The 22,939-nt window shown below is 58.4% G+C and carries 26 protein-coding genes; 8 read left to right on the forward strand and 18 right to left on the reverse strand.

The features are described 5' to 3' along the window. Nucleotides 1–10: 10 nt before the first annotated feature. The 5 genes from ACXADQ_RS05630 to ACXADQ_RS05650 form a co-directional block, all read right to left on the reverse strand. Nucleotides 11–2,059: a hypothetical protein gene (locus tag ACXADQ_RS05630; protein ID WP_475316476.1), complete on the reverse strand. Its 2,049-nt coding sequence runs from the start codon at nt 2,057–2,059 to the stop codon at nt 11–13. Beyond that, on the reverse strand, nt 2,059–2,928 hold the full coding sequence (motA, locus tag ACXADQ_RS05635) for a flagellar motor stator protein MotA (protein WP_475316478.1): 870 nt from the start codon (nt 2,926–2,928) through the stop codon (nt 2,059–2,061). The genes ACXADQ_RS05630 and motA overlap by 1 nt, the downstream gene beginning before the upstream one ends. A 63-nt stretch (nt 2,929–2,991) precedes the next feature. Further along, on the reverse strand, nt 2,992–3,600 hold the full coding sequence (locus ACXADQ_RS05640) for a MotE family protein (protein ID WP_475316482.1): 609 nt from the start codon (nt 3,598–3,600) through the stop codon (nt 2,992–2,994). After that, the gene (locus ACXADQ_RS05645) at nt 3,597–3,959 is read right to left on the reverse strand and encodes a hypothetical protein (RefSeq protein WP_475316485.1); all 363 of its coding nucleotides are present in this window, start codon (nt 3,957–3,959) and stop codon (nt 3,597–3,599) included. The genes ACXADQ_RS05640 and ACXADQ_RS05645 overlap by 4 nt, the downstream gene beginning before the upstream one ends. A gap of 12 nt (nt 3,960–3,971) precedes the next feature. After that, nucleotides 3,972–4,496 carry a flagellar basal body-associated FliL family protein gene (locus ACXADQ_RS05650; protein WP_475316488.1) on the reverse strand — a complete coding sequence of 175 codons (525 nt, stop codon included), beginning with the start codon at nt 4,494–4,496 and terminating at the stop codon, nt 3,972–3,974. Nucleotides 4,497–4,612: 116 nt separating this feature from the next. Here ACXADQ_RS05650 and fliF point away from each other — a divergent pair, with 116 nt between their 5' ends. The 4 genes from fliF to fliP are packed head-to-tail and all read left to right on the forward strand — an operon-like array spanning nt 4,613 to nt 7,788. Next, nucleotides 4,613–6,190, forward strand: a complete 1,578-nt coding sequence (gene fliF / locus ACXADQ_RS05655; RefSeq protein WP_475316491.1) for a flagellar basal-body MS-ring/collar protein FliF — start codon at nt 4,613–4,615, stop codon at nt 6,188–6,190. Further along, a complete protein-coding gene (locus tag ACXADQ_RS05660; protein ID WP_475316494.1) occupies nt 6,187–6,786 on the forward strand; it encodes a FliH/SctL family protein in 600 nt (199 codons plus the stop codon). The genes fliF and ACXADQ_RS05660 overlap by 4 nt, the downstream gene beginning before the upstream one ends. Continuing rightward, nucleotides 6,776–7,057, forward strand: coding sequence for a FliM/FliN family flagellar motor switch protein (locus tag ACXADQ_RS05665; protein WP_475316498.1), 282 nt, complete (start codon nt 6,776–6,778; stop codon nt 7,055–7,057). The genes ACXADQ_RS05660 and ACXADQ_RS05665 overlap by 11 nt, the downstream gene beginning before the upstream one ends. Further along, a complete protein-coding gene (fliP, locus tag ACXADQ_RS05670; protein ID WP_475316500.1) occupies nt 7,054–7,788 on the forward strand; it encodes a flagellar type III secretion system pore protein FliP in 735 nt (244 codons plus the stop codon). The genes ACXADQ_RS05665 and fliP overlap by 4 nt, the downstream gene beginning before the upstream one ends. Nucleotides 7,789–7,827: 39 nt before the next feature. Here fliP and ACXADQ_RS05675 read toward each other — a convergent pair whose 3' ends face one another. The 6 genes from ACXADQ_RS05675 to ACXADQ_RS05700 form a co-directional block, all read right to left on the reverse strand. Further along, entirely contained in the window at nt 7,828–8,934 is a 1,107-nt protein-coding gene (locus tag ACXADQ_RS05675) for a flagellar basal body P-ring protein FlgI (protein ID WP_475316504.1), read from the reverse strand. Continuing rightward, entirely contained in the window at nt 8,931–9,923 is a 993-nt protein-coding gene (locus ACXADQ_RS05680) for a flagellin (RefSeq protein ID WP_475316507.1), read from the reverse strand. Before ACXADQ_RS05680 ends, ACXADQ_RS05675 begins: the two co-directional genes overlap by 4 nt. Beyond that, nucleotides 9,923–11,347: a flagellar hook-associated protein FlgK gene (gene flgK / locus ACXADQ_RS05685; protein WP_475316510.1), complete on the reverse strand. Its 1,425-nt coding sequence runs from the start codon at nt 11,345–11,347 to the stop codon at nt 9,923–9,925. The genes ACXADQ_RS05680 and flgK overlap by 1 nt, the downstream gene beginning before the upstream one ends. 30 nt (nt 11,348–11,377) lie before the next feature. After that, nucleotides 11,378–12,682, reverse strand: a complete 1,305-nt coding sequence (locus tag ACXADQ_RS05690; protein ID WP_475316512.1) for a flagellar hook protein FlgE — start codon at nt 12,680–12,682, stop codon at nt 11,378–11,380. 114 nt (nt 12,683–12,796) lie between these two features. After that, entirely contained in the window at nt 12,797–13,642 is an 846-nt protein-coding gene (locus tag ACXADQ_RS05695) for a flagellar motor protein MotB (protein WP_475316514.1), read from the reverse strand. Between the two features lie 81 nt (nt 13,643–13,723). Continuing rightward, nucleotides 13,724–14,866, reverse strand: coding sequence for an alpha-D-ribose 1-methylphosphonate 5-triphosphate diphosphatase (locus ACXADQ_RS05700; protein WP_475316516.1), 1,143 nt, complete (start codon nt 14,864–14,866; stop codon nt 13,724–13,726). 56 nt (nt 14,867–14,922) lie between these two features. Here ACXADQ_RS05700 and ACXADQ_RS05705 point away from each other — a divergent pair, with 56 nt between their 5' ends. Next, nucleotides 14,923–15,636 carry a DUF1045 domain-containing protein gene (locus ACXADQ_RS05705; RefSeq protein WP_475316518.1) on the forward strand — a complete coding sequence of 238 codons (714 nt, stop codon included), beginning with the start codon at nt 14,923–14,925 and terminating at the stop codon, nt 15,634–15,636. Here the strand turns inward: ACXADQ_RS05705 and phnN are convergent. From phnN to ACXADQ_RS05725, 4 genes are read right to left on the reverse strand one after another with little or no spacing between them, the layout of a single operon-like run. Further along, nucleotides 15,588–16,133 (reverse strand): phosphonate metabolism protein/1,5-bisphosphokinase (PRPP-forming) PhnN, encoded by a 546-nt coding sequence (phnN, locus tag ACXADQ_RS05710; protein WP_475316522.1) that lies wholly within the window; start codon nt 16,131–16,133, stop codon nt 15,588–15,590. The two genes, ACXADQ_RS05705 and phnN, sit on opposite strands and share 49 nt — an antisense overlap. After that, the gene (gene phnL, locus ACXADQ_RS05715) at nt 16,130–16,813 is read right to left on the reverse strand and encodes a phosphonate C-P lyase system protein PhnL (protein ID WP_475316525.1); all 684 of its coding nucleotides are present in this window, start codon (nt 16,811–16,813) and stop codon (nt 16,130–16,132) included. The genes phnN and phnL overlap by 4 nt, the downstream gene beginning before the upstream one ends. 54 nt (nt 16,814–16,867) lie before the next feature. Further along, nucleotides 16,868–17,638: a phosphonate C-P lyase system protein PhnK gene (phnK, locus tag ACXADQ_RS05720; protein WP_475316529.1), complete on the reverse strand. Its 771-nt coding sequence runs from the start codon at nt 17,636–17,638 to the stop codon at nt 16,868–16,870. Further along, nucleotides 17,635–18,504, reverse strand: a complete 870-nt coding sequence (locus ACXADQ_RS05725) for an alpha-D-ribose 1-methylphosphonate 5-phosphate C-P-lyase PhnJ (protein WP_475326034.1) — start codon at nt 18,502–18,504, stop codon at nt 17,635–17,637. Before ACXADQ_RS05725 ends, phnK begins: the two co-directional genes overlap by 4 nt. 106 nt (nt 18,505–18,610) lie before the next feature. Between ACXADQ_RS05725 and ACXADQ_RS05730 the strand changes: the two genes are divergently transcribed. Further along, nucleotides 18,611–18,736 carry a hypothetical protein gene (locus tag ACXADQ_RS05730; RefSeq protein ID WP_475316533.1) on the forward strand — a complete coding sequence of 42 codons (126 nt, stop codon included), beginning with the start codon at nt 18,611–18,613 and terminating at the stop codon, nt 18,734–18,736. A 14-nt stretch (nt 18,737–18,750) separates the two neighbouring features. Here ACXADQ_RS05730 and ACXADQ_RS05735 read toward each other — a convergent pair whose 3' ends face one another. Genes ACXADQ_RS05735 through phnG form a run of 3 tightly spaced genes read right to left on the reverse strand, consistent with a single transcriptional unit; the run spans nt 18,751 to nt 20,848 of the window. Beyond that, entirely contained in the window at nt 18,751–19,836 is a 1,086-nt protein-coding gene (locus tag ACXADQ_RS05735) for a carbon-phosphorus lyase complex subunit (protein ID WP_475316537.1), read from the reverse strand. Continuing rightward, the gene (phnH, locus tag ACXADQ_RS05740) at nt 19,836–20,405 is read right to left on the reverse strand and encodes a phosphonate C-P lyase system protein PhnH (protein WP_475316541.1); all 570 of its coding nucleotides are present in this window, start codon (nt 20,403–20,405) and stop codon (nt 19,836–19,838) included. Before phnH ends, ACXADQ_RS05735 begins: the two co-directional genes overlap by 1 nt. Beyond that, nucleotides 20,405–20,848, reverse strand: a complete 444-nt coding sequence (gene phnG, locus ACXADQ_RS05745; RefSeq protein WP_475316544.1) for a phosphonate C-P lyase system protein PhnG — start codon at nt 20,846–20,848, stop codon at nt 20,405–20,407. Before phnG ends, phnH begins: the two co-directional genes overlap by 1 nt. 104 nt (nt 20,849–20,952) lie before the next feature. On the opposite strand from phnG, the gene phnF reads away from it, so the two are divergent. Then, a complete protein-coding gene (phnF, locus tag ACXADQ_RS05750) occupies nt 20,953–21,678 on the forward strand; it encodes a phosphonate metabolism transcriptional regulator PhnF (protein ID WP_475316549.1) in 726 nt (241 codons plus the stop codon). A 78-nt stretch (nt 21,679–21,756) separates the two neighbouring features. After that, complete coding sequence (locus ACXADQ_RS05755) at nt 21,757–22,938, forward strand: alpha-D-ribose 1-methylphosphonate 5-triphosphate diphosphatase (RefSeq protein ID WP_475316551.1); 1,182 nt, start codon at nt 21,757–21,759, stop codon at nt 22,936–22,938. Nucleotide 22,939: the final 1 nt, after the last annotated feature.

The following is a 22,939-nucleotide window of genomic DNA, read 5'->3' on the forward strand; positions in this document are numbered from 1 at the left end:
GACAGCGCCCCTACTCGGATCCCTCACCAGTGACTGAAACAGCGCTCAACTTGGTTGCCAGTTCCTCGCGGAAAGCTTTGCTTGCCGACAAACTTGCGCGGGATCCGCCGAGGCTTGTTTGAGAACGTCCGCTTGACACCTCATTGAATGATCCAGGCTCTTGGCGATCATTGTCAGCCGATAAAATTTGCCCAAGTAGAGCATCAACCTCCGGACCAGCGAGTCCAAGAAGATGTGCCTTGGCCGCAACGGTCTGGTGTTGGTTTAGTGCCAGTTTGGCCAACAAGAGCTTGCGGTCATGCTCGGCCGGCCCTTGCTCGGGAACTGATAGGAATTTCCGTGCCAAATCCGGAAATCCAATTGCAAGCAATCGTTCCGCCAACACTTGGTTTGCAGAAGCCTCCAATCTGGTCGCCCGCCGTGCCAGAATCGTTGCATATCGCATCGTATCCAGGTCGCTCGCATGGTCCGCCAACGCCTTGGCAAAACCGCTACGCACTGTTTGAGACCGCCTGATATCCTCAGGTGCGCTCTCCAGAAGAGACCAGCTTTCTTCGAACTGACCCGCCAGAGCATTTGCCAGAATGAGGACCGTCAGCAGGCGCGGTGCGATATCATCTCTGCGATACTGTTGATAGTAGCTTGCAAGCAAGTCCACCGTCCCTTTGTCGACGGTACGACCCAGTCGAACCTCGTTTTCGATCAACTCAGCAAGCGCAATCGGTGAAATCGGAGCATCAGACTGAACTGAACGAACCAGCTTTTCTTTTGCTTCATCGTGCTCGCCTGATCGCTCGTGGATTTGAGCGCCCAAATGGTCCAAGTTCGCTGTTGATGGTGTCGTTCTCCTTTGTGCCAAACGCAAAACCGCCTGTGCGGCATCTTCTTCTCCAAGCGCAAGAAGAGCCGAGCCAAGCCTGGGTGCCAGAATATCTTGAAGCGGCTCAGTCAGATCATTGAAGGCCCGCAAAATTGTTCCTGCGTCTATTGGCTGGGACAGTGTATCTTTGTCCGCAGCAAGAAAGGCCCACATGGCGATCGCTGATTTGCAACTGGCAAATCGAGAGAAATCCATTGTCGAATCACTAACTTTTTCGCTCACGATATCAGCCATGGGGCGCAGCCACTTAGCGCTTGGCGTTTCATCTACCAAGTCAAGAATGGAACGGGCCTCGGCCCCAAATCCAAATGCTATGTAGTGACGAACCAGTTGCAGCGCGATGGTCGTTTCGACCTCGACAATCTCACCGCCCAGCTGCGATCTCAACTCATACAGGCCGGTCGTAAAGTTTTCACCTTGAACCCAACTTCCGGTGTCCAGATGTAGGTCGTCAGGGCAATCGACGCCCTGCTCTGAAACGCTTGCGCTTGTCAACTCCCCTGAGATCTCGGGAGACACCACCGGCACAGCATCCAGACCCGCTTGATGCGCCACCATTCCTGTTTCGTTTTTTGATTCCAGTGCTTGACCCATTTTATCGACATGCTCGTCCGGAATGGTCAGTTCGACCAAACCCATTGATGCAGCACGTCCAAGCTGTTGCATCAATCGGCGTCGAGCCAATTCCGGATCTGCGATGGGCTCGGTGATCGTATTCGAGGTCAACTCCTTGCCCAATTGCGTCGGCAGCTGCGGCCTTTTTGAACGCGCCAATACCATGGCCGGGTCAGGAAGAGTTTCGGTAGCTTCCTTTTCGGCTTTCACGTTTTTGCCCGGCGAAACATCCACGACAATCATTCGACTTCCGTTGGCGTAGACCTTCGCCGTGCAGGCACAACCAAATGCCACAGCTACTCCGGAATTAGCCCTAGTGATGGATGCAATGCGGTCCCGCCCGATACGCGTAAATGCCTGGGACAGATTGAACTCTGGGACTTTGTCGGCAAACTCCAGCAGGACACCGTCGCCCGTCTCAGAGCTTTGCCAGCTCAAATCAGTGGGTAGATGAAGAACCACACGGGTAAACCCATCATGTTCGCCAGATCGAACCACGACAGTGGCCGCCACCGAGGCGGTCGCACCACACATCATTAAAAAACATGCAAAAACCCACCTCATCACGCCGCCTCTTGCTTGGCTGCTTTCAAGGCTTCTTCTAGTTCCGTGAAGGACGGTCGGTAATGCGATGGAGTATTTTGGCGTCCCACCTCGATACACATGTTCGTTGGATGCTTGAATAGATTGGCAACAAGCACCTCTCTGATCAGTTGATAGAAATGACTGTCTTCTTCAACCACCGCCTTCACCTTGGAGGCAAACGGTGCCACGAGCCCATAAGCCAAGAACACGCCAAGAAACGTCCCCACAAGCGCGCCACCAATCATTTTCCCCAATATCTCTGGTGGTTGGTCGATCGAGGCCATGGTTTTGATGACACCCAAAACCGCCGCAACAATACCCAGAGCTGGCAGCCCATCGGCAACAGTTTGCAGCGCGTGACTGGAGTGCAGTGAATGGTGCAGGTTTGCCTCCATCCGTTTTTCCAGCACTTCTTCAACTTGATGCGGATCATCATAGTTCATTGCCGCCGAACGCAGCGTATCGCAAATCAGGTTTACGGCCTCGGTATCCGACATAATTTTGGGATACCGAGAGAAAATCGAAGACTCCTCCGGGGTTTCGATATGTGTGTCCAATTCGACGGGGTTGGATCGCGCCACCCTGATCAGTTCGAAGAGAAGACACAACAAATCCTTGTAGTCCTCGGGCTTCCATTTGGCGCCCTTGAATACCTTACCGATATCCTTGAGCGTGTGTTTCACCACCGACATGTCGTTGCCGATCAGAAATGCACCCACGGCCGCACCACCAATCATCATCAGCTCGAAGGGCAACGACTTCAGAATAATCCCCAGCTTACCGCCGGCTGCCAGGTAGCCGCCAAATACCATTGCGAAAATTATGACGATGCCAATCAGACCAAACATGTCTTTTTCTCCTTGCTGGGATTCGCAGATTTGCAGGGTCGGGTTAAGAAAGGCTCTAGACTGCTATTCTTTCGGAACGCCCACATTGCGTCCCGCCAGAACGACGCTGATCGAGTAAGCCACCTCGGGGTTGAGGCCCGCCATAACGCCAGCGGCGGCCTCGGGTTGCATACGCGCCAGGAAGCCAGCGGCAAAATTTGGCTCCATCTCTTCAAACAGCGCCGCTGCATCCTTTGGCTTCATCGTTTCATAGACCGCGACCAGCTTGTCGATGTCCCTTTCGGCCGCCTGATCAGCGAACTGGAGAGTTCGGCTAAGCGCATCCTCAGCCTCTTGCAGCTCGGCAAGGCGTAGCGCGATTTCTCGATCTGCCTGTGTGAGAGTTTTCATACGCGCATCAATCGAGGCCTCGCGCTCATCCAATCGCTTTTCTCTTTGCGCGAAGGCCTTCAGCATGTCCGCATAGTCTTCTTCGGTTTTACACATCTCGGGTTGCGAGACAGGTTCAGCCTCTTGCGCCAAAGCCGCAGCCTGAAATTGCTCTTCTGCCTTGGCCCATGCCTCACCACCTCCGGCGGCAATGCGCAGAGCAGCCGAGCCGATCAACAACGTGGCAATGACTGAAAGACTCCCACGGCTGACACGTGGTGCACGCTGTCGGGATTTGCTCATTGCTGCACCTCACCTTTTACATGCCGCACAAACATGGCCTCGGGCGGGCGTTCAGGCGGGGTCTGAGGCACTGGGTCGGGAAGGTCGTGCATTGAGGCGACCAATAGCTCCAGGCGCTTGGCCACGTCTTCGGCTCGGACGGTCAGCCCATCCAATGAATTCGTAGAAGAGTCAGCAACCTGTTTGGCATCATTGAGCGTCTTGGTCAGGTCGTCGACCTGCGAAGAGAGCAAGGCGACTGCTCCGCCTACCCCTTTTTCAAGGTCATTGAACCGGCTCAGACGACGCGCAAGGATAAAGCAATAGAACCCCGCACCCAAAGCGCCAGCGACAAGCAAAATATCGGCAATGTATTCCATACGCTTTTCCCTTTAATTCAGCACAAATTCCATAACGAGCAAGTCATTTACCCGCCCGGGGCCTGTGACGATCTGAATGCGCCGCAACATCTGCGCGCGCAGACGAATCAACGCCGAGGGTTCTCGTAAATCCCGTTCCTCGACCGCGCGTAGATAGCTGTTCAGAACGTCGACAATGCGCGGCATCAGTTTCTGAACTTCGTCAGCATGGCGAGAGGTCGTTTCGATCTGTCCACGAAACCGCAAATGGCGAGCTGTCGCGTTGGACCCTAGCGAAATCAGCAGAGGATCAATCGGCACAAAAGCGGCATTTGAAAGAGAGGAACCTTCGGATATCAATGGGTTATCGGCGACTTGATCGTGCATTCCTGCGCCATCGGCCAATTCGGCATGCTGCCCACCAACGAACGGCAGCAACCCCATGCTTGCAGCGACATACCCGCCCCCACCACCGGCGATCGCCAGAACCAGGCCGATAATCAGCGGCAATTTCGATGTTTTTTTCTCTTCGGTCTCAACCGTGTCCGTCGCGGTCATCGGAACCCTCGCTCGTTTGAACAAATCCTGAATAGACCGAGAGGCACTAACCGATTGTTAAGCCTGATCGCAGAAATTGGCACAAAGGCAGAACGCCAATGCAACGGAGGAATTTCGTGCAACAGATTTTACACGTCTGGAATGCGCTGGATATGCGCAAAAGAATCTTGGTTGGGGCCGCGACGGCCGCGATGTTCATGGCAGTTCTTGCCATGTCTCGTATCGCGACATCCCCCAACATGGTGCTGCTCTATGCTGGCCTCGAAAGCTCGGCCGCGGGCGATGTCGTACAGGCGCTTGAAGCGCGCGGAATCGACTATCAAGTGCGCGGCTCGTCTATCTTCGTGGCCGATGGGCAACGCGACACGCTGCGGATGACCCTGGCCAGCGAGGGATTGCCTGCCAACGGATCAAACGGCTATGAGCTGTTGGACAATCTGACGGGGTTTGGCACCACGGCGCAGATGTTCAATGCCGCCTACTGGCGCGCCAAAGAAGGCGAACTGGCCCGGACCATGTTGGCCAATCCCAGCATCACCAAGGCTCGGGTTCATATCGCGAATACAGATTCGAATCCCTTCCAGCGCGACCTGCGGCCCTCGGCCTCGGTCTCGGTGCATGCGGCAGGTGGCGTCACGGCGGATCACGCGCGTGCGTTGCGGTTCCTGGTGGCATCTGCGGTGGCCGGGCTGGATCCAACAGATGTGGCGATTATTGACGATTCGGGCAAACTGATCAGCGCCGATGACACCAGCGGGAACACGTTCACAGAAGATCGCTCAGAGGGACTCCGCGAACGCGTGACCCGCCTGCTGGAGGCTCGCGTCGGACCCGGAAATGCAGTCGTCGAGGTCGCTGTGGAAACCGCCACCGAGCGCGAATTTATTCGTCAGCGGACGTTGGATCCCGGCAGCCGCGTGCTGCTGAGTTCGGATACCGAAGAGAACACCAACAACTCCAAGAATGGCGCCGCTGCCGGGGTGACCGTGGCCTCGAACCTGGCTGATGGCGAGACAGACGGGAGCGGCGATTCGAGCGCGAATACGAGTCAAACTCGCGAGCGGATGAATTATGACGTGTCCGAAACACAGCGCGAGATCATCAAAGCCCCCGGCGCTGTGAAACGGATCAGCGTTGCAGTCTTGGTGAATGGTGTCGTCACTCCGGATTCGACCGGCGAAACAAACCTACAGCTAAGAGACGCTGAAGAACTGGAAGCCCTGCGCGAACTGGTTGCCTCTGCGGTTGGCTACAACGCGGACAGAGGGGATGTGATCACGATCAAAACGATGCTGTTCAAACCCGTCACGCCGATGGGAACCGAGGCCTCCTCAAGCCTGTTCTCAACACTGCCGCTGGACGTCATGTCACTGATCAAAATGGCCATCGCAGGAGTTGTTGCATTGATCATGGGGCTGTTTGTGATCCGGCCGATCCTGTCGAAACGTGCTCTGCCTCAATTGCCGGACCCCCCATTGCTAGAAGACATCCAGGCACCATTAGAGGGCGAAATCGACGAGCGCGAAGAAACCCCCGCAGCCCTGACCATCGTCGACAATCAACCTGGGCAATTGCCAACCACGCAATCGCAGGAGGACGCGGTAGAAAGGCTTCGCAACCTCATCAACGAACGCCGTGATGAGACGGTCGAAGTCCTGCGCAGTTGGCTTGAAGACGAGGAAGAGGCACGATGACTATTGCTCATCTCTTGGTAGACTTCGCAAATTTTCACAGCGCCGGCTCGGACGCCGTATTCACCGAAGCCACGCTGGAAGAGCACCAGCTCGAGGCCTTCGAACAAGGGTATCAGGCTGGATGGGAAGATTTTGCAAAGGCGCACGCCGAAGAAGGACTTCGCATCAACCAAGAACTCATGACCACGATGCAGGATTGGTCCTTTACTTTTCGCGATGCTCAAACTCAGCTACTGGCGTCGTTGAAACCACTCTTTCAGCAGATTTCTGACACGTTGCTGCCGGCGCTTGCCGAAGCCGGGAAGCCTCACCTTCTGGCCGAGCAGCTAACCGCTTTGGCGCAGCAGAATTTGGGCGAAACGATCAAGATGCAGCTCAGCTCAGACGACCTGCCTGCGCTTGAGCGGCACTTGAAAAACGACCAGTCATTCGCGGTCTCAATGAGCGCCGATCCTTCCGTAAATCCCGGAGAATTTCGAATATCGGTTGGTTCCGAAGAGCGCATTGTCGACATCAATCAGGTCATCTCGTCCGTGCAAGACGCGCTCGAAGCAATGACATCCACCTTAGAAAGGACCGGCACCCATGAGCGCTGACGAATTGAACGATCCCCAAAACCCCTTTCTGTCCGTCCCCGTCGAGGTCACGATATCGGTTGGCAAGGCGCGCCCCTTGATCCGCGATCTGCTGTCTCTGTCCGAAAACGCTGTATTGTCGCTCGACAAACGTGTTGAGGATCCAGTCGAGCTCTATGTAGGCGAACGCCTGATCGCACGCGGCCAGCTTGAAGAGCTTGAAGGCGAGCAAAAAGGCCTTTTGGCAGTTCGCCTCACCGAAATTGCATCGCTTCAGGATAGTTTGAAATGAGGAACCTTGTGATTGGCGGCGGTTTCGCCGCCCTTTTTCTTTGCCTGCCAACCTTCGCGCTCGCACAGGGTATTTCAATTGATTTGGGACAGGATGGCTCGATTACGAACCGTACGATTCAGCTGTTCATTTTGATTACGGTTCTGAGCCTCGCGCCTGGAATCGCAATTATGATCACCTGTTTTCCGTTTTTTGTCACAGTTTTATCCATTTTGCGACAAGCCATCGGCCTTCAACAATCCCCCCCTAACATGTTGATCGTCAGTTTGGCATTGTTCTTGACCTATTTCGTCATGGAACCTGTTTTCACCGAGGCATGGAACAGTGGCGTGTCCCCGATGCTGAGCGGAGACGCCGAATTCGAGGTTGCTTTCGTCCGCACAATGGATCCGTTTCGTATCTTTATGGCCGCGCGCTTGGATGGAGAAACGTTCGAAGCGGTTCGCAATTTACGTCCAGACGCTTCGATTGAAGGAGATGCCTCCACCGCCCCGCTCTCTGTTCTTGTTCCTAGTTTTCTGTTGAGCGAGATATCTCGGGCGTTTCAAGTGGGTTTCCTGGTGTTTCTTCCCTTCGTCATCATCGATCTGGTCGTCGCGGCAATATTGATGTCGATGGGGATGATGATGGTCCCCCCCGCCGTTGTTGCGCTACCCTTCAAGCTTGGGTTTTTCGTGGTTGCCGACGGTTGGTCGCTAGTCGCTAGCGCTTTGGTCAATGGATATTTTTGACCAAGTTCAAAGGCGGATTTCATTGTCCGCCTCTTCTTTTTAGCGAACTACAAACTCGGCGTGCAATGCACCCGCAGCTTTGAGGCTTTTCAGGATATCAATCATATCCCGAGGTGATACGCCCAGCGCATTCAACCCCTCAATCACCTCGGACAGGGATGTGCCCCCGTTGACCTCGGCCAGTCGCGGGCCGTCTTCCTCTTCTAGTTCTGCGCGTGTCCGAGGCACCACCACAGTCTCGCCTTCCGAAAATGGATTGGGCTGGACCGCGACCGGTGTTTCTTGAATGCGTAGCGTGAGATTGCCCTGAGAAACTGCAACCCGAGAAATGCGCACATCCTCGCCCATAACGATTGTGCCCGAACGCTGATCCACAACAACGCGTGCGCGGCGCTCTGGCTCGATATGGATGTTTTCAATGCGCCCCAAAGCGTGCGCCGGCGAAGACATTCGAGTTTGGCCAATATCCAATCTGACAGTCCCCGCATCCACCATCCGTGCGACCTTGCGACCGAAGTCACGGTTGATCGCCTTTTCAATCCGCCCAGCCGTGGTGAAATCCGGTTCACGCAAAGCCAGTCGTACCACCTTCAGCTCTGCAAAAGCGAAATCGACCTCGCGCTCAATTCTTGCGCCTGAAGGGATCACTCCGGATGTCGGGACCCCCTGAACCACACTTGCGGCGGCGCCCTCCGCCGAAACTCCCCCAGCGATTACAGTGCCTTGTGCCACCGCATAAATCTGCCCGTCCGCAGCATTCAGCGGCGTCATGATCAAGGTGCCACCCAGCAGGCTGCTTGCATCGCCAATCGCCGACACGGTCACATCCATGGTCGAGCCCGCGCGCGCAAAGGGGTTTAAACTGCCGGTTACAAATACTGCGGCCACGTTTTTGGGCCGAAACTGCTCTCCCGCAACGTTTACGCCCAAACGTTCCAGAATGTTCGACATGATTTCTTCGGTGAAAGGCGCGTTTCGGATGCCGTCTCCGGTGCCGTTCAGACCCACGACAAGCCCGTATCCGACCAGGTCATTGCCCCGAACACCGTCAAATTCGACCAAGTCCTTTAGGCGAACGTTGCTGGCGTGTGCGGGTAGAACAGCCATCGCGCAGGCAATGAAAATACCAACAAAGAAAGATTTCATTTCAGATACCCCAACAAAGAAAGACCGGACAGGCGGGCCGTGACGGTATACAGCGCCTCGATCTGAAACTGTGTGTTTTCCAGGCGTGTCGCGGTTTCGTATTCATCTATGCCCAACAACAATTCACGCGCGAAATCCAGCGTGGTCCGCTCGGCTGCAATCGCGACTCCGATCTCTTCGATCCGCGCCTCTGCAAACCCAAGATCTGCCCGCAAAGAGGTTAGGGCATCCTGGTTTTCGATCAGGGCCAGCCCTGCGGTTTCTTGCAGGTCCTGGCGCCAATCCGAGGCATAGTCAGCGCTTATGGCTGCCAACGCCGTGCTTGCCAGAATATCTCGCAGTTCCTGAGCATCTGCGCGCATATCCAACTGAACGTTTTCGCGCTCACCCAAATGAAACGGCGAGAGCGGATCATCCGACCCGATATAGGCCTGCTGTTGAAATCCATCGGCAGAATCAAAGAAATTCGTAACCGCAGCCGTGAGGCCCTCGACCGTGGTTTCATCGGCGACAGCGTTTCGTAGCGTCTGCAACAGCTCATCAGCGGAAATGAGAGCGGCGCTATCAGTAGAATTTCCGGCAAACAGACTGCGCCCGGCATAGGAGGTGTTCAGTGCTGAAACAATCTCACCCAGAGTTTGCTCGGCAGCCGTGGCAACAGCCTGGCGCCCTTCATCCGGCCCCTCAGATGCCGTCAGCAAATCCGACGATAGGGTCTGAGCGCTGGTTTGAATGCGATCCATCGCTGATTGCATTGCCGAGGCGAACCCCAAGGCCTCGCTTGCCGCATTTTCATGGGCCTGGGCGGTCACCTTGCGATGCTCGACAGCAGACAGGTACCGAAAATCCGAGGAAAGATGCTCGGCCGGAGACGCGGTTTCACCTGTCGTCAGCTCGGTGGTCAGTCGCAGCATTTCCGTCTGCAACCCTGAATTCAGCCAACTCGTGGCCATTCGTTGGGCCATGTCGCCCAGGGAAGTAAAGATCATCACGCAATCTCCATCAACTGTTGCAACATCTCATCAACGGCTTGAATAAGCTTGGCATTTGCGGCGTAGACCTGCTCGACCAACAAGAGTTTTTGCAATTCCGCATCCGAGTCGACACCCTGGGCCGCCTCCATTTCAGACAATTCGGATTGGTGCGCTGCCGCAAACGACAGCTGGCGATCCATCTGCTCACCGCGCAATGCGGCGGCGGACATGAAATCCGAAACCAGAGTCACCGCATCCCGGGCCTGCGACCCCAGACTGTCACCTGTGGGCGCAGAGTTGAGCTCTATGGCCTCCAGCATGGATTGCAGCAGTTGCGCATCGCCAGCCTCGCCGGTTTGAGTTGCTCCGAGGCCGTCCCGAAGACGCCAGACAGCGCCGCCCTGATCGGGATCAGCCGCGGCATTCACCGTAATTCGCCCAGCTATCCCATTGATTTCATTTGCGGCCCCACCGGCATCGGTAAACAGCCCGGGCGATCCCGTCGGCAGACTTAAATCGACTTGGCTAAAACGCTCGATCAGGTCCATGGCAACGGTGTCCAGCTGGTCTTGGAGCTCGGGCAGGACGTTGTCACGCATCTGCAAGAGACCGCCCAGTTCGCCACCGTCCAGATCGGCTTGATTTCCATTCACGGTGATGCCTGACAAAAGCCCATTTTCGATGCTCATCTCAGAAGTGACGGTATTTCGCGCGTCAAACCCGATTTCAGCGGCCTGACCATCCAGCAACATCACACCCCCGGGCGTCATCAAGGCGACCGCCCCCATATTCCTGGACACTTCTTTGACCGGCACCATTTCCGAAACCTGATCAATCAAGGCCTGCCTTTGATCCAGCAAACCGGCCGTGTCACGCCCTTGCGAGCCGGCGGCGATGATACCCTGGTTCAGTTCCTGAATATCCGACAGCATGGTGTTCAGCTGTTCCACGCGGTTTTCGAGTGAACGATCGGCCTCGGCCCGCAGATCCTGAAATCCGCCGGACATCTCGTTCAATGCATCGGACAGATCCTTGGCCGACTGAAGCACCGATTGCAGCCGAGTTTCAGAATCTGGCAGACTGGCTGCCGTGATCAGATCGGCCTCGAATTCGGCCAAAAGACCGCTCAGGGACGAGGCCTGGGTCGGGTCGCCCACCAGGCTGGCGACACGCTCCATATAGCTGGACTGAACGGAGGCCTGCGCCTGTTCGGCGTCCGCTAGCCGGCGTTCACCGATCAGCGCACTGTCCGTCCGACGGATCACGCCATTCACAGTCACCCCGCCATCGCTGCCCACACTGCGCGCGGAGAGAGAAAGATCACGAACACCATACCCCTCGGTCATAATATTCGACAGGTTCGAAGAAATGACGCTGGCCCCCCGGGCCGAGGCCGTGAGCCCCGACAATGCATTGGACAGCGCGCTGGACAAAGACATGTCAGCTCCTTTCAAAGGTTAGGAAGAGGATCAGCGTTTGATGTTTGTCGTTTCCTGCAACATCTCGTCTACGGTCTGGATCACCTTCGCATTGGACGAATACGCCCGCTGAGTTTGGATCATATCGGTCAGTTCACCCGCGACATCAGTGGTCGATTCTTCCAGCGCGTAGGACACGATATCCCCGGTTGGGCCATCCCCAGCATCCCACAGGAAAAACGTGCCGCTGTCTGGCGATGTGGCAAAGGTCTGCTGATCCAGGGCGACCAGGCCGTTAGGATTGGGCATATCCACCAGAGGCACCTGGTAGATCGTGCGCGTGATCCCAGTGTCATAGATGGCATGGACATAGCCATTGGCGTCAATCTCAACCGAGGTCATGTTCCCCACCGGATACCCATCCTTGTCGATGGAAACCGGCGCAAAACTGCTGGACAATTGGGTCAGCCCATCCGGATCCCCAGGGGTGCCGATGTTGATTTCGAGCGGACCGCCCGCAACATTCACGATCAGTGACCCTGTGGTTGCATCATACGACCCGCCTGCGGTTGCCGTCACCGATTGCAGGGTTCCGCCGGCCGCGCGGCCACTGTCGAAAGTCATCACATACTCACCAATGATCGCGTTCGACTGTGCGGTATCGCGCAAGATCATTGTCCATTCGTTCGACGACCCACTCGTGGGCACCGTTGGCGCAAACTCGATCTCGATATTTTGTGAGATTCCCAGGTTGTCATAATATTCGATGGACAGTTCCTGCGTGTCGCCCGTGCTGTCCGATTGGGTCGAGGTTGCCGGCAGGTTCACACCTAGGGAAATGCTGGTCGTTGGCTCGCCCGTCAGCTGATTCACATTGACCTGGACGGGTTCAAGCCCGGCACCGGTATCTCGCGGGTAAGTCGGGACCGACCCGTTTGCCAAGGCTGGCCACCCCATCAGCGTAAGCCCTGATTGGGTCACCAGATACCCGTTGCTGTCTGTGCTGAATGACCCAGTGGTCGTCAGCAGCATCTGCTCGTCCCCATTGTTGAGGTTGATCTCGGAGGTGGAGGCCACGGGCAGGAATCCGCGGCCTCGCACGGCCAGGTCCGTCGCGTTCGAGGTCGTCACCAGAGACCCGGATTCGCTGACCAGACGCTGTGTCGTCACCCGAACGCCCCCGGCCGAATAACTGCCTCCGCGCCCGGACCCGATCACCATCGAATGAAAATCCGTTTCCATCCTCTTGTAACCATAAGTGGACGAGTTCGCGATATTGTCAGAAATCGTCGCCAGCCGGTTGGCATTGGCGGCCAACCCTGCCACGCCCGCGTTTAGTGAAGAGGAAATCGTCATGGATACGCCTTTCTGCTGCATCAACCAAATGTTGCATGCATGCTTACAGGGCGGCTCTTAATGGCCCGCTAATAGCTAAAATTAGCGGCGTTTTCCTGGATACCTGGCTTGGGATCAGTTGGGGTTGCGCAGCAGAATGACCTCGATTCTATTGTTGCGTTGGCTGGTGGGATTCACCGTCGCCACCTCTTTGTCTGCGTGTCCGGTGACCCGCTGCATCCGGTCATGCTGCAGCCCCACATCCCCCAGCAACACCCGCACGCGGTCGGCCCGAGACCAGGACAAGGGCCAGACGGGGTTTTCTTTTAAAACAATAGGGTAGGCACGGGTATGCCCCTCGATCGCGACATCATTGCTGACAAATAACAGCACTTCGCCCAGCACATCGACCAGCGATTTCAACATCAGCGTTGGCTGATCTGTGCCCTCTTGAAACAAGGGGGCTGCGGGCAGGTCGAACAGTTCGATTACCAAACCCTCGTCCGAGATTTTCGATACGATATGGCGCTGCTGCTCGATGCTGAACATGCTTTCACCACCACGAGCCTTGAGCACGGCATGGACATCCTCCAATACCAATTCATCCTTCTGTGCCAAACCAGTTGGGACATCTTCACCAAGCTCACCACGTGCCTGACGGGCCTCGGTGGGCCGCATATTTGAGGCGCCCGTACCGTTTTTGGGCAGCGTCTGTTCCGCAAACACCGTTTCCCCGCCAAACATGCCTTCGCCGCCGCCGGACACTCGGCTGATGGCCACGGTCGGGCTGAAGTAATCCGCCAGACCTTTGCGTTGCTTTTCGGTTGTTGCGTTCAGCAGCCACATCAGCAGGAAAAAGGCCATCATGGCCGTCACGAAGTCCGCATAGGCAACCTTCCACGCCCCACCGTGGTGCCCGTCGCCAGCGACAACTTTTTTCCGTTTGATGATGACTGGCGCCGCATTGGAATGCGTGCTCATCTCACCACCTCTTTCTCACCCGTTAACAGGCTTAGCAGGCGGAGTGTTACCAGCGTCCTAACAACTAAAATGCTGCACGAATTAGGCGACGCGTTTGCCCTGCACCCAGGTCCCGCGCACCACGGGGGCACCGCCGATCCGGGCCACGCGGATCATGTCGGCGCGTTCACCCAGCGCGATCCGCCCGCGATCCTTTAGGCCAGCCGCATCAGCCGGAGCCTTGGTCACAGTGGCAATCCCGCGCGCCATGTTGCCCCACATATCCCCCAGCAACAGCGCCGAAGACAACAGAGCCGCCGGCACATAATCCGAGGACACAATATCCAGCAGATCCAAATCGGCCAGCTCCCCCGCCGCAACGTTGCCCGAATGCGAGCCTCCGCGGATCAGGTTGGGCGCCCCCATCATCACGGCGATCCCGTGAGCATGACAGGCGCGAGCGGCCTCGACCGTGGTGGGGAATTCGGCCAGGTGAATCCCATACTCAGCCGAGGTTTTCACGTGATCCTCGGTCGTGTCGTCATGGCTGGCCAGCACCGCGCCATAGCGGCGAGCCTCGGACACGGCCAGGGCCTCGTGCCGGTCGCCATTTCGTGCGCGCATGTCGCGCAGGTTGGCCACATGATCCACAAAATCATCCTCGGTCATGTTGTTTTTGCCCATGACATAGGCCTTCAGCTTGGACAGGTCGCGGAACTGGCGCTGACCGGGCGTGTGATCCATCAGACTGACGATGCCCACGCGGTCTTCGGGGCCGAATTCGGACATTTCTTCCTCAAGCGTTTCCGAGCACACCTCGGCCCGCAGATGCAGGTAGTGGCTGATCTTCAGCGCCCCGGCCTCGCGCAGTTCCAGCAGCTCGCGCGACAAGGATCGCGCGTATTTCAGATATCGCCCTTTCCCCGAAGGGATCGAGCCCACGCGCATCGCATCAAACACAGTGGTGATGCCAACGCTGGCCAATTCGGCGTCATGAGCGACGATCGCGGCGGCATGAGGCCAGTCGACCTTGGGACGGGGTTGGATGTGACGCTCCAGGTTATCAGTGTGCAGCTCGATCAGGCCGGGGCACAGCAGGTCGCCCTCCATATCCTCGGCACCCGCAGGGACATGAGACCCCTGGTCCAGACCAGTGATCACGCCATCGGTCACCGTGACGGCCCCGCGGACCACTTCGTTGCTCAGCACCAGATTGGCATTGGCGAGGATCAGTTGTTTTGTCATGCTCGTGTTACCTTCCGGCCTCATGCCGCTGTACAAATAAGATCAGAGGCCACCACGTGACCAATTTCAAACGTTTCGCTGTCTACTACGCCCCCGAGCCCGGCCCTTTGGCGGATTTCGGCGCACATTGGCTGGGCTGGGACATGGTTGCGGGCACCCACGTGCCGCATCCGAAAATCGAGGGGCTGGACGTTGCCGCGCTGACCGACACGCCGCGCAAATATGGGCTGCACGGGACGGTAAAGCCGCCCTTTCGTCTGGCACCGGGGCGTTCGCTCGACGATCTTGCCGCCGGGTTGGACGCAATCTGCAGCCGCATGGCTCCGATCACCCTGGACGGGCTGGAGCTGACCCGCTTGGGCGGTTTTCTGGCGCTGACCGTCATGGGTGACACGACCCCGTTGAACCACTTGGCGGGCTGCATCGTCCGCGATCTGGATGGCTTTCGCGCGCCCTTGAACCAGGCCGAACTGGAACGGCGCCGCAAGGCGCGCCTGTCCCCCAGACAAGAAGAGCTGCTGGCGCTGTGGGGGTATCCCTATGTGATGGACGAGTTTCGCTTTCACATCACCCTGACCGGCAAAATGCCCCGTGCCCAGGCCGAACAGACCCACGCCCGCCTGTCGCCGCTGATCGCGCCACTGCTGCCGCGCCCCTTTGCGGTTGGCGCGCTGTGCCTTGTTGGCGAGGATGAAGCCGGCCTGTTCCATCTGATTTACCGCTATGCGCTTTCCGGCATCAACACCGCCTCGAAGGCAGCAACGGCCTGATCCAGTGTCCCCTCGTTGCGAATAACGATGGGGTTCAGACCATCGGCCAAGGCAAAATCGGCGCGTTTCAGGCGCTTGGCCTGATCCTCGGCGCTTTCACGCCCGCGCGCTCCGATCCGGCTGGCCAAAACTTCTGACGAGGCCGTGATCAACACGATCCTGGGCCGTTCAAATGTCTTCGACAGCTCAGGCAACACCGCGCGCGACAGGTTTGCCAGCACATCGCGGCCCGCATTCAACTCGTCAAGAACGCCTATCGGTATGCCATAGCGCAGCCCATGCGCATGCCAATCCAACACAAAGGCGCCGATCTCGGCCATCTTCTCGAAGGCCTCGGGCGTCACGCCCTCGGCGTCCTCGCCAACGGCTTCGGGGCTGCGCGTGATCACCCGGCGGACACGGCGCAGATCGGAGTGACGGGCACAAACCGCTTCCATCACCGTGTCCTTACCCGCACCAGATGGCCCCACGACCGCAATAAACCGCCCCTGTGTCATGCTGCCACCTGCGGGGAAAACCCGGTCACGTCCACCTGACGGTCACACACCCGCGCCCGTGCGGCCTCGTCATGGAAAATCCCCACAATCGCGGCCCCGCGCGCCTTGGCCTCGTCAATCAGGTCCAGAACAACCTCGCGGTTGCGCGCATCCAAACTGGCGGTTGGCTCGTCCAGCAACAGCGCCGGAAACCCATGGGCAAAACCACGCGCGATATTCACGCGTTGCTGCTCCCCGCCCGAGAACGTCGTAGGCGACAGCGACCACAGCCGCTGCGGAATATTCAACCGTTCCAGCATCTCGCGCGCCCGGGCCCGCGCAACCTCTTCGGCCACCCCGACATTCAGCAAAGGTTCGGCCACGACATCCACCGTTGCCACCCGAGGCACCACCCGCAGAAACTGGCTGACATAGCCCAACACTTCCCGTCGCAGGGCCAGAATCTCGCGCGGCTCGGCCTGGGCCACGTCAAGCCCACCAATCCGGATCGCCCCCGAATTCACCAGGTAGTTGCCATAGATCATCCGCATCAGGGTCGACTTGCCAGCACCCGAGGCCCCCACCAGCGCCACGCATTCCCCCGGCGCCACCGACAACGAGGCCCCTTCCATCACCGGGATCACCGCCGCACCTTGATTGTGCAACACAAAGTCCTTGCAGACCCCTTCGATCTCAATCATCCCATCGCCTTTCTTTGCTCCCGAAATACTCCGGGGTGTGGGGCAGCGCCCCACTCATACCTGCAGAACCGAGCTGACCAGCAGCTGCGTGTACCCATGCTGGGGATCATCCAGCACCTGATCGGTCAGACCACTTTCCACCACATGACCGGATTTCATCACCATCAGCCGATCCGCCAACAGGCGCACCACGGCCAGGTCATGGGTCACCACAATCGCGCTCAACCCCATCTGGCGCACAAGATTGCGCAGCAGGTCCAGCAGACGCGCCTGCACGCTGACATCCAGCCCCCCGGTCGGTTCGTCCATGAAGACCAACCGCGGACCGGTCACCAGGTTCCGCGCGATCTGCAGCCGTTGCTGCATCCCGCCCGAAAACGCGCTGGGTCGGTCGTCAACCCGGTCTTCCGAGATCTCGACCCGGTCCAGCCAGTCGATCGCCTTGGTGCGGATATCGCCGTAGTTGCGCTCGCCCACGGCCATCAGCCGCTCGCCAACATTGCCGCCAGCACTTACGCCCATCCGCAGCCCATCCCGCGCATGTTGATGGACAAAGGCCCAGTCTGTGCGGCCCAGCATCCTGCGTTCGGGTTCGCTCATGGTGACCGTATCACGCATTCCGTCCGCGCGCGTATTGAACAGAACCTCGCCGCTGTCCGGTTCCAGATGCCCCGCCATGCAGTTCAGCAAGGTGGACTTCCCCGACCCGCTTTCGCCCACAATCCCCATCACCTCGCCGGGGTACAGATCAAAGGACACGTCCGCGCATCCGATCCGTTGGCCATAGAATTTGGACAGGCCATTCACTTGCAGCAACGGGGTCATTGGGCAGCCTCCTCGAACGGGGCGCCTTGTGCGCCCACATGGCCCGCCGCACGGCGCGACCGACAAAAATCAGTGTCAGAGCACACGAACATCCGCCCGCCCGCATCATCCACGATCACCTCGTCCAGATACGAGGTTTCGCAGCCGCACAGGTCACAGGCATGATCGGCCTTGCTGGCCTCGAACGGGTGGTCCTCGAAATCCAGGCTGACGACTTCGGAATAGGGCGGCAGCGCATAGATCCGCTGTTCGCGCCCGGCACCGAACAGTTGCACGGCGGCCATTTCCAGCTTGGGGTTGTCGAATTTCGGAATGGGCGAGGGATCCATGACATAGCGCCCCTCGACCCGCACCGGATAGGCATAAGAGGTCGAGATCGCCCCGTTGTGCGAGATATCCTCGTACAGTTTCACATGCATCAGGCCGTATTCTTCCAGCGCATGCATCTTACGCGTCTCGGTCTCGCGCGGTTCCAGGAACCGCAGCGGTTCAGGGATCGGCACCTGGTAGACAAGGATCTGATCCTCGCGCAGGGGCTCCTCGGGGATACGGTGGCGGGTCTGGATGACGTCAGCCTTGGTGGTTTCCTCGGTGGTGTCCACGCCTGCGGTCTTTTCGAAGAACTTGCGGATGGACACGGCATTGGTTGTGTCATCGGCGCCCTGGTCAATCACCTTCATCGTGTCCTCGGGCGTCAGCACGGCCGCGCTGACCTGCACACCGCCGGTGCCCCAGCCATAGGGCATGGGCATTTCGCGGCTGGCAAAGGGCACCTGATAGCCCGGAACGGCCAGGCCCTTCAGAATCGCCCGACGAATCATCCGTTTTGTCTGTTCGTCCAGATAGGCGAAATTATAGTCGGGCATTTCTGTGGCCATTTGGCCCGATTTTTCGTCTTTAACGATCATGTTCTCGCCTCTTTTCCCCAGTAGTCAGAAAGTCCTGATCCGAATGATTGAAAGGAAAACTGCAATGTTTTGGACTGTGAATGCACTTCTGGTCGTCTTCTCGGCCGCTCTGGCGGGCAAAGTTCTGCGCCGTCGCCATCCTGAATGGACCCTGTTCGGCAAGTCCGACGAAAACTCGCCCTTGGCGTAAGATTAGGGCTGAGGTCATTCCGCAGCCTCTCTCATTGAGCGGGTTGCTTCAGCCCTCATTTTCCGCACCAGTTCCAGTTCCGATTGGAAATCGACGTAGTGGGGCAGTTTGATATGCTCCAGAAACCCCGTCGCCTGAATATTGTCGGCGTGGTACAGAACGAATTCCTCGTCCTGCGCGGCGGCACCCTGATTGTCCTCGCCCAGTTCTTTCCAACGCAACGCCCGATCCACCAACGCCATCGAGATCGCCTTGCGTTCTGTCTGACCGAACACCAGCCCATAGCCCCGCGTGAATTGAGGTGGCTCTACCTTTGAGCCCTTGAACTGGTTCACCGTCTCGCATTCGGTCAGTTCGATTTCGCCGATATCTACAGCAAAGCCCAACTCGGGGATGTCCATCTCCACGTCAACTGTGCCAATCCGCAGCTCGCCCACAAAGGCATGGTTGCGGGCGTATCCCCGCTGGGTCGAGTAGGCCATCCCCAGGATAAATCCCTCGTCCCCGCGGGTCAGCGATTGCAGGCGCAACGCCCGCGCGGCTGGCAGCTCCAGCGGTGCACGGGTCAGATCGGGCGGTGTTTCCTCACTGTCCAGTTCTGTCTGGATCAGCCCTTCCTTATTCAGGAAATCGGTGATGTGAGGGACTTCGGTCGGCTCGGCCTCGCGCGTCGGGGCCTGGGTCAGTTCACCCTCTGCGGCCAATTTGAAATCCAGCAAGCGATGCGTGTAATCGAAGGTCGGCCCCAGCACCTGCCCGCCCGGCGCATCCTTGAACGTGGCGCTGATCCGGCGGGCGCACAGCATCTTTTCGGTGTCCACCGGTTCGCTTGCGCCGAAACGCGGCAGGGTCGTGCGATAGGCGCGGATAAGGAACACCGCCTCGATCAGATCCCCACGCGCCTGCTTGATCGCAAGCGCCGCCAGATCAGGATCATACAAGGACCCCTCGGCCATCACACGGTTCACGGCCAAAGACATTTGCTCGCGAATCTGAGCAACCGTCAGTTCTGGCACCGAGGGATCACCCCGGCGTTCCTCGGCCAGCCAGGCATGCGCGGCATCAATCGCCTTTTCGCCCCCTTTAACAGCAACATACATCAGGCGATCTCCAACTTGGTGCTGCGCGGCAAGGCGGCCAGCAGATCATTGCAGGTAAAGAAGAAATCCAAACCCAGGGGGAACTGTTTCGCGTTGCTCTGCAGTGCCGGCACGTCCGGTACGTTCAGATGGGCCACGCTCTGAATGCCGGGGCCGCGCAAAGCAGCACCTTTGGCCATCAAAGAGGACATCTCGACGATCAGGGTGGCGCTACGATCAGGGTATTCTGAGGTGCCAACCGGATATCCGGCCAATGGCATCAGATCCTCCCACTCCCCAATGGCGAAGGCACAGAATTCGCGCCCAGAAAATGGCGCGCCCGTGTGGAACGTGATCCAGTCACGCACGGCTGGGCAATCATAAGCCCCAGCCAGATACACGGGCGTTTCCCCATCCAGCAAGGTCAGCGCCAAAACACCTGTGGCCACAGACATCGGCGCAGGGGGCTGCGCGCCCTGAACCTGTTCAATCGCGCCGGGGCGGGCCATGGCATTCATCGCAGCGCGAAAGGCACGGGCGGATTGTTGAGGGGCCTTTGCAAAGCCTCCAGACAAAGCGGTTTCCTGCATCAATCCTCTCCTCGGACCATGGTGAAGAAATCGACCTTGGTCGCGGCGGCCTTGGCCGCGCGTGTGGCGCGGGCCAGATCGCGCGCCTGTTGCAGCGGAGTCAGGATCGCGGCCTGAACTGCCTCGGCCTGTTCGCCCTGCATCAGCGCATCAACCAATGCAGCTTGCGTGGCTTTGGTTTTGTCGCGTCCTTGAACGTAGGCATGCCCGACTTGCCCCGAGGCCAGCCGCAACGAACAGCGCGTCACGGTCATTTCGCCCAGATTGAACGGAGCACCGGTGCCGCCCATGCGGCCACGCACCATCGCGCCGCCAACTTCGGGCGCGCGCAGCCATTCATAGTCTGGTGCTTGCCCGCTGGCCGCGAACCGTTCGGCCAACAGCTGCGGATCTGCTTTGGCCAGAAGGCTCATCCAGGTTTTTCGCTTTTCGTTCGGGTCCATCTAGACACCTTGTCAATTTGTCTATTTATCTATACAACTAGACAAATACTACCCAAGAGTCGGCCCGCCCGGCAAGTCTGGTTTTGTGAATTATTGGTGACAAGATGCCCAAGACTCCTGTCTGGCGAGCGATCGCAACAACGCTGACAAACGAGATCGCCGCGGGGCACTACCGCCCCGGAGACAAGCTCCCGACCGAGGCCGCGCTGGCCGCCAGATTTGGCGTGAACCGTCATACGGTGCGCCGAGCCCTGTCGGATCTGTCGGATCAAGGGCTGACCCATGCGCGCCGTGGCTCGGGCGTGTTTGTCATGGCCGAGCCCACCGATTATCGCATCGGAAAACGCGTAAGGTTTCACCAGAACCTGACTGAAGCCGGGCGTATGCCCACCAAACGCGTGCTGACTCTGCAAAACCGCCCCTGCGATCGGGATGAGGCCGAGGCGCTGCACATCCCCTTGGGCGCCACCGTACATGTCTACGAGGGCCTCTCGCTGTCTGATGACACGCCGGTTGCCTTGTTCCGGTCCGTGTTTCCGGCGGATCGTCTGCCCGACCTCAGCGATCACCTGCATCACTTCAAATCGGTGACCAAGGCGCTGAAGGCCTCGGGCGTGTCCGACTATACCCGCGCCTCGACCCGGCTGACCGCCAAAACCGCCACAGCGACCCAGGCGCTTCAGTTGGGAATATCCGAAGACGCGCCAATTCTGCGAACGGTTGGGATCAACGTGGACCTGCAAGGCCAACCCGTCGAGTTCGGTCACACCTGGTTTGTAGGGGATCGGATCACGCTGGTTCTGGACGATCAAACCGTCGGGATGGCCTGAAAACAAAGCCAATTGTCACACGCGCGACACGCAAAGCCCTTAGAACGCTGAAAACCGTTCGAGGCAGAGCACACAGCCATGACCCGTATCCTTCCCCCTGTCCGTCTGACAGGCGCCACAATCCTGCGCGATCAGGACATGCAAGACCGTTCAGTTGTGATCGAAAACGGTCGCATCTCTAAGGGTCCGTTCCCCACCGTCGACCTGACCGGATACTATGTGCTGCCCGGGATCATTGACCTGCATGGCGACGCTTTCGAACGTCATATCGCGCCGCGCCCCTCGGCGCCGTTTCCTCTGGCGACCGGGTTGTTGAACACGGATCGTGACGCCGCAGCAAACGGGGTCACCACCGCGTGGCTGGCGCAAAGCTGGTCGTGGGAGGGCGGCATTCGCAGCCCTGACTATGCGGAAAACCTGTTGAACGCGCTGTCTGCCTATCGCGCTCAGGCGTTAACCGACCTGCGCGTCCAGATCCGCTATGAGACCCATATGATCGACAGCGGAGATCGGCTGCTGGCAGCGATCCGCAAACACGATCTGGACTATGTGGTGTTCAACAACCATCTGGACGAGGCCGACGAGATCGCCCAGGCCACCCCCGCCAAGCTGATCGAATGGGCGCATCGCGCCAACAAAACACCCGAGCAATTCCTGCAGTTGGTCAAAGAAACCCGCAGACGCAGTGGCGAAGTCCCCCGCCATCTGTGTCATCTGGCCGAGTCCTTTGACAAATTGGGCGTGCAATACGGCTCGCATGATGATCCGGATGCCGAGACCCGGGAAAGCTATGCCATGATCGGCGCGCGTATCTGCGAGTTCCCAACCGCCCGCGGCCCCGCTGCCGCCGCCCGCGCCATGAGTGACCCTGTGCTGATGGGTGCCCCCAACGTGGTGCGCGGGGGCTCGCAATCCGGCAATGTCCCGGCCATTCAGCTGATCCGCGACCGCCTGGTGAGCGCGCTTGTGTCTGATTATTTCTATCCATCGCTGGCCCGCGCGGCCTTCCGTCTGGTCGAGGACGGCATTCTGACCCTCCCGCGGGCCTGGGCTCTGATTTCGGCCAATCCCGCGCAGATCATGCGCCTGCCGGATCGCGGCGTGATCGACTATGGCAAACGGGCCGACCTGGTGGTGGTCAACAAGGCCACCCACGCGATCGAGGCCACCATCGCCGGGGGGCGCTTGTCGTTTCTGTCCGGTGGCGTCGCGCGTCGGTTCATGGTTTCCGAACAACCGCAACGCATGGCCGCCGAGTAAT

The organism is Thalassovita sp. ABM4_323, assembly GCF_056158665.1.

Bases quoted from the DNA above. Each gene is read 5' to 3' on its own strand.
- ACXADQ_RS05660 (WP_475316494.1), top strand. From the start codon at position 6,187: ATGACTATTGCTCATCTCTTGGTAGACTTCGCAAATTTTCACAGCGCC.
- phnH (WP_475316541.1), bottom strand. From the start codon at position 20,405: ATGCAGGAAACCGCTTTGTCTGGAGGCTTTGCAAAGGCCCCTCAACAA.
- ACXADQ_RS05725 (WP_475326034.1), bottom strand. From the start codon at position 18,504: ATGCCCGACTATAATTTCGCCTATCTGGACGAACAGACAAAACGGATG.
- ACXADQ_RS05645 (WP_475316485.1), bottom strand. From the start codon at position 3,959: ATGGAATACATTGCCGATATTTTGCTTGTCGCTGGCGCTTTGGGTGCG.
- ACXADQ_RS05735 (WP_475316537.1), bottom strand. From the start codon at position 19,836: ATGTATGTTGCTGTTAAAGGGGGCGAAAAGGCGATTGATGCCGCGCAT.
- phnL (WP_475316525.1), bottom strand. From the start codon at position 16,813: ATGATTGAGATCGAAGGGGTCTGCAAGGACTTTGTGTTGCACAATCAA.
- ACXADQ_RS05700 (WP_475316516.1), bottom strand. From the start codon at position 14,866: ATGACAAAACAACTGATCCTCGCCAATGCCAATCTGGTGCTGAGCAAC.
- ACXADQ_RS05665 (WP_475316498.1), top strand. From the start codon at position 6,776: ATGAGCGCTGACGAATTGAACGATCCCCAAAACCCCTTTCTGTCCGTC.
- flgK (WP_475316510.1), bottom strand. From the start codon at position 11,347: ATGTCTTTGTCCAGCGCGCTGTCCAATGCATTGTCGGGGCTCACGGCC.
- ACXADQ_RS05730 (WP_475316533.1), top strand. From the start codon at position 18,611: ATGTTTTGGACTGTGAATGCACTTCTGGTCGTCTTCTCGGCCGCTCTG.
- phnN (WP_475316522.1), bottom strand. From the start codon at position 16,133: ATGACACAGGGGCGGTTTATTGCGGTCGTGGGGCCATCTGGTGCGGGT.
- phnK (WP_475316529.1), bottom strand. From the start codon at position 17,638: ATGACCCCGTTGCTGCAAGTGAATGGCCTGTCCAAATTCTATGGCCAA.
- ACXADQ_RS05690 (WP_475316512.1), bottom strand. From the start codon at position 12,682: ATGACGATTTCCTCTTCACTAAACGCGGGCGTGGCAGGGTTGGCCGCC.
- ACXADQ_RS05680 (WP_475316507.1), bottom strand. From the start codon at position 9,923: ATGATCTTTACTTCCCTGGGCGACATGGCCCAACGAATGGCCACGAGT.
- ACXADQ_RS05695 (WP_475316514.1), bottom strand. From the start codon at position 13,642: ATGAGCACGCATTCCAATGCGGCGCCAGTCATCATCAAACGGAAAAAA.
- ACXADQ_RS05755 (WP_475316551.1), top strand. From the start codon at position 21,757: ATGACCCGTATCCTTCCCCCTGTCCGTCTGACAGGCGCCACAATCCTG.
- phnG (WP_475316544.1), bottom strand. From the start codon at position 20,848: ATGGACCCGAACGAAAAGCGAAAAACCTGGATGAGCCTTCTGGCCAAA.
- ACXADQ_RS05650 (WP_475316488.1), bottom strand. From the start codon at position 4,496: ATGACCGCGACGGACACGGTTGAGACCGAAGAGAAAAAAACATCGAAA.
- ACXADQ_RS05630 (WP_475316476.1), bottom strand. From the start codon at position 2,059: ATGAGGTGGGTTTTTGCATGTTTTTTAATGATGTGTGGTGCGACCGCC.
- ACXADQ_RS05640 (WP_475316482.1), bottom strand. From the start codon at position 3,600: ATGAGCAAATCCCGACAGCGTGCACCACGTGTCAGCCGTGGGAGTCTT.
- motA (WP_475316478.1), bottom strand. From the start codon at position 2,928: ATGTTTGGTCTGATTGGCATCGTCATAATTTTCGCAATGGTATTTGGC.
- ACXADQ_RS05675 (WP_475316504.1), bottom strand. From the start codon at position 8,934: ATGAAATCTTTCTTTGTTGGTATTTTCATTGCCTGCGCGATGGCTGTT.
- phnF (WP_475316549.1), top strand. From the start codon at position 20,953: ATGCCCAAGACTCCTGTCTGGCGAGCGATCGCAACAACGCTGACAAAC.
- fliP (WP_475316500.1), top strand. From the start codon at position 7,054: ATGAGGAACCTTGTGATTGGCGGCGGTTTCGCCGCCCTTTTTCTTTGC.